Annotated in this window: 6 protein-coding genes; all 6 read left to right on the top strand. The window is 41.9% G+C overall.

Annotated features, from left to right (window positions below):
• The first annotated feature begins 506 nt into the window (after window positions 1-506).
• The 6 genes from rpmH (at window position 507) to mnmG (ending at window position 6505) form a co-directional block, all read left to right on the top strand.
• Window positions 507-641 carry a 50S ribosomal protein L34 gene (rpmH, locus tag MKX97_RS18060; protein WP_040760031.1) on the top strand — a complete coding sequence of 45 codons (135 nt, stop codon included), beginning with the start codon at window positions 507-509 and terminating at the stop codon, window positions 639-641.
• Between the two features lie 119 nt (window positions 642-760).
• Window positions 761-1111: a ribonuclease P protein component gene (gene rnpA, locus MKX97_RS18055; protein WP_040760028.1), complete on the top strand. Its 351-nt coding sequence runs from the start codon at window positions 761-763 to the stop codon at window positions 1109-1111.
• Between the two features lie 73 nt (window positions 1112-1184).
• Window positions 1185-1958: a membrane protein insertase YidC gene (gene yidC, locus MKX97_RS18050; protein ID WP_040760025.1), complete on the top strand. Its 774-nt coding sequence runs from the start codon at window positions 1185-1187 to the stop codon at window positions 1956-1958.
• On the top strand, window positions 1955-2830 hold the full coding sequence (gene jag, locus MKX97_RS18045) for an RNA-binding cell elongation regulator Jag/EloR (protein WP_342536624.1): 876 nt from the start codon (window positions 1955-1957) through the stop codon (window positions 2828-2830). Before yidC ends, jag begins: the two co-directional genes overlap by 4 nt.
• A 348-nt stretch (window positions 2831-3178) precedes the next feature.
• Entirely contained in the window at window positions 3179-4564 is a 1386-nt protein-coding gene (gene mnmE, locus MKX97_RS18040; RefSeq protein WP_009499362.1) for a tRNA uridine-5-carboxymethylaminomethyl(34) synthesis GTPase MnmE, read from the top strand.
• Window positions 4565-4615: 51 nt separating this feature from the next.
• The gene (mnmG, locus tag MKX97_RS18035) at window positions 4616-6505 is read left to right on the top strand and encodes a tRNA uridine-5-carboxymethylaminomethyl(34) synthesis enzyme MnmG (protein ID WP_342536623.1); all 1890 of its coding nucleotides are present in this window, start codon (window positions 4616-4618) and stop codon (window positions 6503-6505) included.
• Window positions 6506-6540 lie beyond the last annotated feature (35 nt).

The following is a 6540-nucleotide window of genomic DNA, read 5'->3' as shown; positions in this document are numbered from 1 at the left end:
TCGTGTGCCTCCTTTACGATGAGATATTAAAAAGCCTGGAATCCGCTTATGCACAGTATCCAAGCTTGTGGATAAAACTTATCGAAACATGTTGAAAAAACTATCCACACACTATTCACATATGTGGATAAGATTCTTTAAATAAATTATACACACAATAAAAGCTTTTTAATTGTAACAGGGAACATGAATAATGACAAGGTGTCTAATGATTTATTCACAATGCCCGCAACTGTGCATAAAATGGTTATCCACAGCCTTGTATATGTGAAAAACTTGTCGACAAATGCCGGAATAAAAAATCCACAATTTTAGTCTGCACACAATTCATCAAGAATCTGCTTTCAAAGAATTGTGGATAAGTTATATGTTGAACGAGCTAAAATCTAGTGAGTAGTCAAATGCCAGTGAATAGAAAAGCATTGACATTCTTTTACTGGGTGGCTATACTATTCAAGACTGTCACAATAGGAAAAGAGACAATCAAGCAGGAGGTGTCTTACGAAATGAAACGTACATTCCAACCAAATAAACGTAAACGCAGTAAAGTCCACGGATTCCGTACTAGAATGAGTTCTAAAAACGGCCGTAGAATTTTAGCAGCTCGTCGCCGTAAAGGAAGAAAAGTTCTTTCAGCATAAGGCCACTGACTTATCAGTGGTCTTTTTTTTGCTATTATGGCTATTTAGGCTAACGGAATTTGTTTACGTTGTTGAGGACCAGCAGATGAAGTTTGAAGAAAATTAAAGCAGGTGGAATTATGAAGAAGAGCCAGCGGATTAAAAAGAATAAAGAATTTCAGACGGTTTTTAAGAAAGGTAAATCATTCGCCAATCGGCAATTCATCGTCTATACCTATAAAAAAGAGCATCAAGAAGAGTTTCGCATTGGCTTGTCTGTCAGCAAAAAGGTGGGCAATGCAGTCACCCGCAATCGAGTGAAACGCTATATCCGTCAATCTTTCCTAGAAATGAAAGATGAGATTAGACAGGATCTCGACTATGTTATCATCGCAAGAAATCAAGCAGCCACGCTCGATTTCCATACGGCCAAAAAAAATCTGCAGCATGTCCTGCGAATTGCCAAAGTATTTAAAGACAAGAAGAAGTAGAACGTTTAGTGTCATCATGATAAACTGAGAAAAAAGTTGAGAAATCACCTTGTGATTGTTTGGGGGAAAACATGTGAAGAAGAAATTAATATTCCTTTCGTTGCTCGTCGTGGTCGCTGTCTTCATGGCTGGTTGTACGGAATTCAAAGAGCCGATCACCGCGGAAAGTACAGGGATTTGGAACGAGTACATAGTTTGGCCGCTCGTTACCTTGATTATGAAATTCAAATCTTGGCTTGGGACGTACGGATTGGCGATCATAGTCGTAACTGCTATCATTCGTACTGCTTTGCTACCATTAATTATTCAACAAACGAAGAGCTCGAAACGGATGCAAGAAATTCAACCACGTTTGAAGGCGTTGAAGGAAAAGTACAAGTCTAAAGATGCTGTGACACAGAAAAAGTATCAAGAAGAAATGCAACAAATTATGATCAATGAAAAGATCAATCCGGTTGCTGGATGTTTGCCAGTCATCATCCAAATGCCCATATTTATCGGTTTCTACCATGCAATCAACCGGATGAATGCAACACCGACGATTGAATTGGGGAACTTCTTGGGCGTTGCACTTGGTACACCGAGTATCGTATTCGCCATCATCGCCGGACTGTTCCAGTTGATGGTACTTCGCACGGGACCAGCAATGGATAACCCGCAAATGAAAGTCATGATGTATATCATGCCATTCATGATCATGGTTTTCGGATCATTCTTACCAGCAGCACTTGCCCTATACTGGGTTGTTGGAAACATCATTTCACTTATCCAAAATATTTTTATTTACAAGCCGTTTGACAAACCGAAAGACGGTGAAGTTGTAAAAACAGGAGGGAAAAAGAAATGAAGCAACTTACACAAAGGGCTGCAACCGTTGAGCTAGCAATTGCATCAGCTTTACAAGACCTGGGTGTAACGAGAAATGAAGTAGAAATAAAGGTGCTTGAAAACGGCAGAAAAGGATTTTTAGGTTTTGGGGCTAGGGAAGCAGAAATACTTGTAACAGTCACAAAACAGAAGCCAGCAAAGCAGCGAACACCTCAAGTAACAAATGAATTGACTGAATCTGATGAATCCAGAACATTAAATGAAGTCAGCGAAGTACCTTCCATTGTTACTGAGCCTGCACCAGAAGTGGTTCAGGAGCCGGCGGCGGAGTTGCAACCAGAACCGATAATTGTTTCTGAACTGGAGCAGCAGCCAACTACGCTGGATCCAATTGACGATATGAATGAAGAAACTTCTAATCTCAAGAAGTACAGCGAAGCAGAAGCAATTGAGGAAACTAAACGTTATATAGAAGATGTAGCGAACAATATGGGGATTACAGACTTAGCTATCACGTACGAAACAAAAGGAAAGTACATCAATTTTCAATTGGATAGTGAAAAGGCAGCATTCTTAATAGGAAAAAGAGGCCAGACGTTGAATGCTATTCAGCAATTAGCCCAGCTCGTTGCCAATAAAGTCACCCATCAATTCAAGATTGTACGAGTCGACGTAGCAGATTATCGAGAACGTCGAGAGCAATCACTAGAACAGCTTGCAGACCGCATGGCGGATCGTGCTATCCGTACGAAACGCCAAGTAGCACTTGAACCGATGCCTTCATACGAAAGAAAAGTCATCCATAATGCATTATCTCGCAGGCTGGATGTCGAAACTTTCTCAGAAGGAAAAGATCCATATCGACATATTGTAATTAAAGGAATCGAATAAATACTAGGCTGTCCGAAAAGTCATTTATATGACTTTTCGGACAGTTTTTTTTGTACTCGAACTCCTCATACACCGTGCCAAACTGAATTCATCATGCACTGACCAAAACCTCCGTGGACTGATCTAAACTCACTATGTACAGAAACAAACTATCCTCAAACAGTCGCAGTCTTGTCAATTTATGACTTGTACACATCTCCTAATTTGTCTATTTGTGAAATTATCCACATTTTTTCATTTCGCACGCTAGGAGATTTAGATGATTTATGATAATATAGGATGTTAGAAAGTTGTGTCCGCATTAAAGATATTCACATGTGGATAACGAAGCCAGGAAGGTGAAAAAACTTGCATTTTGATACGATAGCCGCCATATCAACTCCAATGGGAGAGGGAGCGATTGCAATCGTTCGGATTAGCGGTGAGGATGCGTGGACGATAGCGGACCGTATATTCCGTTCGCCTGCAGCTTTAGCCTTAAGTGAGCAACCCTCACATACGATTCATTACGGACATTTGCATAATCCTGCTACTGCAGAAATAGTGGAAGAAGTCATGGTCTCGATTATGAAAGGACCAAAGACGTTTACACGGGAAGATATAGTAGAGATTAATTGTCATGGAGGAATCACTTCGGTCAATCGGGTACTTGAACTCGTATTGACAGAGGGCGCAAGATTGGCGGAACCCGGCGAGTTTACCAAACGGGCATTTCTAAATGGTCGGATTGACTTATCACAAGCTGAAGCAGTCATGGATTTGATCAGAGCCAAAACGGATAAAGCGATGAACGTAGCGCTCAATCAAATGGAAGGAAAACTGTCCCATTTGATAGGCGATCTTCGCCAAGCACTTCTAGAAACACTTGCACAAGTGGAAGTGAACATTGATTATCCGGAATATGACGATGTAGAAGAAGTGACAATCCCCTTGATGATTGAAAAAGGGGAGTGGGTACGTGATGAGATTGATCAGCTATTACGTACTTCTTCGCAAGGGAAAATTTTGCGAGAAGGACTATCAACTGTTATTGTCGGGCGTCCGAATGTCGGGAAGTCTTCATTGCTAAATAGCTTAGTTCAAGAAAATAAAGCGATTGTGACTGACATTGCAGGCACTACCCGTGATATTATAGAGGAGTATGTCAATGTAAGAGGAGTTCCTTTACGTCTTGTTGACACGGCTGGAATTCGCGAAACGGAAGATATTGTGGAGCGCATCGGGGTGGAGCGTTCAAGACAAGTGCTGAAAGAAGCCGATTTGATTCTATTGATGGTCAATAGTTCAGAACCATTGACCGATGAAGACGAAAGGTTATTTGAAGCAGTTGCTGGAATGGACGTGCTCGTCATCGTCAATAAAACCGATTTGCCAGCGAAGATCGACTTGCAGCGAGTTTATGAAGTGGCGGGAAAAGAACGTGTCATCACAACGTCCATCTTACAGGAGCAAGGGATCACGGAATTGGAAGAAGCAATTGCCTCATTGTTTTTCGAAGGATCGATTGAGTCAAATGATATGACGTATGTGTCGAACGCTCGTCATATAGCGTTATTAAAACAAGCACGCAATACGATTGAAGATGCTGTAATGGCTGCTCAAACAGGAGTCCCGATTGACATGATTCAAATAGATGTAACACGTACATGGGAAATCCTTGGTGAAATTATCGGGGATACCGTTCAAGATAGTTTAATTACGGAGTTGTTTTCAAAATTCTGCCTCGGAAAATAATAAGTTCAGCCAACCAGCTGAACAATTTAATAATAGGAAGGATGAACGAACATGCCACAATTTGAAGCAGGCACGTTCGATTGTATCGTCATCGGAGCTGGACATGCAGGCGCAGAAGCGGCTTATGCTGCAGCAAAGATGGGCGCATCGACTTTAGTTTTAACAATGAATTTAGATATGATTGCTTTCATGCCATGTAATCCGTCACTAGGAGGACCTGCAAAGGGAATCGTGGTGCGTGAAATTGACGCACTCGGCGGAGTAATGGCAAAAGTTATTGATAAAACGCATATTCAAATGCGTCTTTTAAATACAGGTAAAGGCCCGGCTGTACGCGCTTTGCGTGCACAAGCCGATAAAGTTTTGTATCAGCAAGAAATGAAACGAATTTTGGAGGAACAGCCAAACCTTACTCTTCGTCAAGCTGTCGTCGAACGATTGATTGTAGAAGACGATGAAGTAAAAGGGGTGGTAACGCAAATCGGCGCCATTTTCCGCGCGAAGACCGTCATTATCACGACTGGCACATTTTTGCGCGGGGAAGTTATTATTGGAGACTTGAAGTATTCCAGCGGGCCGAACAACCAAATGCCGTCCATTAAGTTGGCAGATCACTTGAAAGAGTTGGGCTTGCAAACAGTTCGATTCAAAACAGGTACACCGCCTCGAATTAATAGCAATACGATTGACTATAGCAAGACGGAAATTCAGCCAGGAGATGACGTGCCGCGTTCATTCAGTTATGAAACGACAGAGTTCATCATGGATCAATTGCCATGCTGGCTTACGTACACGACACCTGAAACGCATGAAATCATTAACGAAAACCTTCATTTGTCTCCAATGTATTCGGGGATGATCAAAGGTAAAGGGCCAAGCTATTGCCCATCCATTGAAGATAAAATCGTTCGTTTTGCAGATAAATCAAGACATCAAATTTTCTTGGAACCTGAAGGCCGCAATACGCGTGAAGTGTATGTCCAAGGATTGTCTACGAGTTTACCTGAACATATACAACATCGCTTAATCGCCAGTGTACCTGGTTTAGAAAAAGCGGAGATGATGCGTGCAGGCTATGCGATAGAGTATGATTCCGTTATTGCTACTCAATTATGGCCAACACTGGAAACGAAGAAAATTAAAAATCTATATACGGCAGGTCAAATAAACGGAACATCCGGTTATGAAGAAGCCGCTGCGCAAGGTCTGATGGCAGGAATCAACGCAGCACGCAATGTTCTTGGCAAAGATGAGGTCGTACTAGCGCGGAGTGATGCGTATATTGGGGTGTTAGTCGATGACTTGGTCACAAAAGGAACGAGCGAACCGTATCGTCTGTTGACGTCTAGAGCTGAATATCGTCTATTGCTTCGCCATGATAATGCAGACATGAGACTGACGGAAATTGGTTATCAAATTGGCATGATCAGTGAAGAAAGACACGAAAGATTTATTGCTAAGAAAGCGCAAATTGATGCTGAAATTGATCACTTGCGTAAGACTTCCGTCAAGCGGACAGAAGAAGTCCAAGCAATTATCGCTGAAGCAGGGGGCACCGCATTGCGTGAACCGATGAAAGCTGCTGATCTATTGAAACGTCCGGAAATGAAATACAGCGAATTACGCAAAGTAGTTCCTCCTCTTGAAGAGATAAATGAGGAAGTGGCGGAGCAAGTAGAGATTTTCATTAAGTACGAAGGATATATCGAAAAGTCTATGCAACAAGTAGAGCGAATGAAGAAGATGGAGAACAAGCGGATTCCTGAACATATCGATTACGATGCGATTTCAGGAATTGCAAAGGAAGCAAAAGCAAATTTAAAGGCTGTACAGCCTTTATCGATTGCACAAGCTTCTCGTATTTCAGGGGTTAATCCCGCAGACATATCCATCTTATTGGTCTATATTGAGCAAGGGAAAATTGCGAAAGTATCCGGTTGAGTATATGGCTGGCGCAAAGATGCGTCAGTCTTTTT

Origin of the sequence: Sporosarcina sp. FSL K6-3508 (genome assembly GCF_038615825.1) — a bacterium.
Classification (GTDB): domain Bacteria; phylum Bacillota; class Bacilli; order Bacillales_A; family Planococcaceae; genus Sporosarcina; species Sporosarcina newyorkensis.
This window is presented reverse-complemented; position numbering and strand designations above follow the sequence as displayed.

Bases quoted from the DNA above. Each gene is read 5' to 3' on its own strand.
- rpmH (WP_040760031.1), top strand. From the start codon at position 507: ATGAAACGTACATTCCAACCAAATAAACGTAAACGCAGTAAAGTCCAC.
- rnpA (WP_040760028.1), top strand. From the start codon at position 761: ATGAAGAAGAGCCAGCGGATTAAAAAGAATAAAGAATTTCAGACGGTT.
- jag (WP_342536624.1), top strand. From the start codon at position 1,955: ATGAAGCAACTTACACAAAGGGCTGCAACCGTTGAGCTAGCAATTGCA.
- mnmG (WP_342536623.1), top strand. From the start codon at position 4,616: ATGCCACAATTTGAAGCAGGCACGTTCGATTGTATCGTCATCGGAGCT.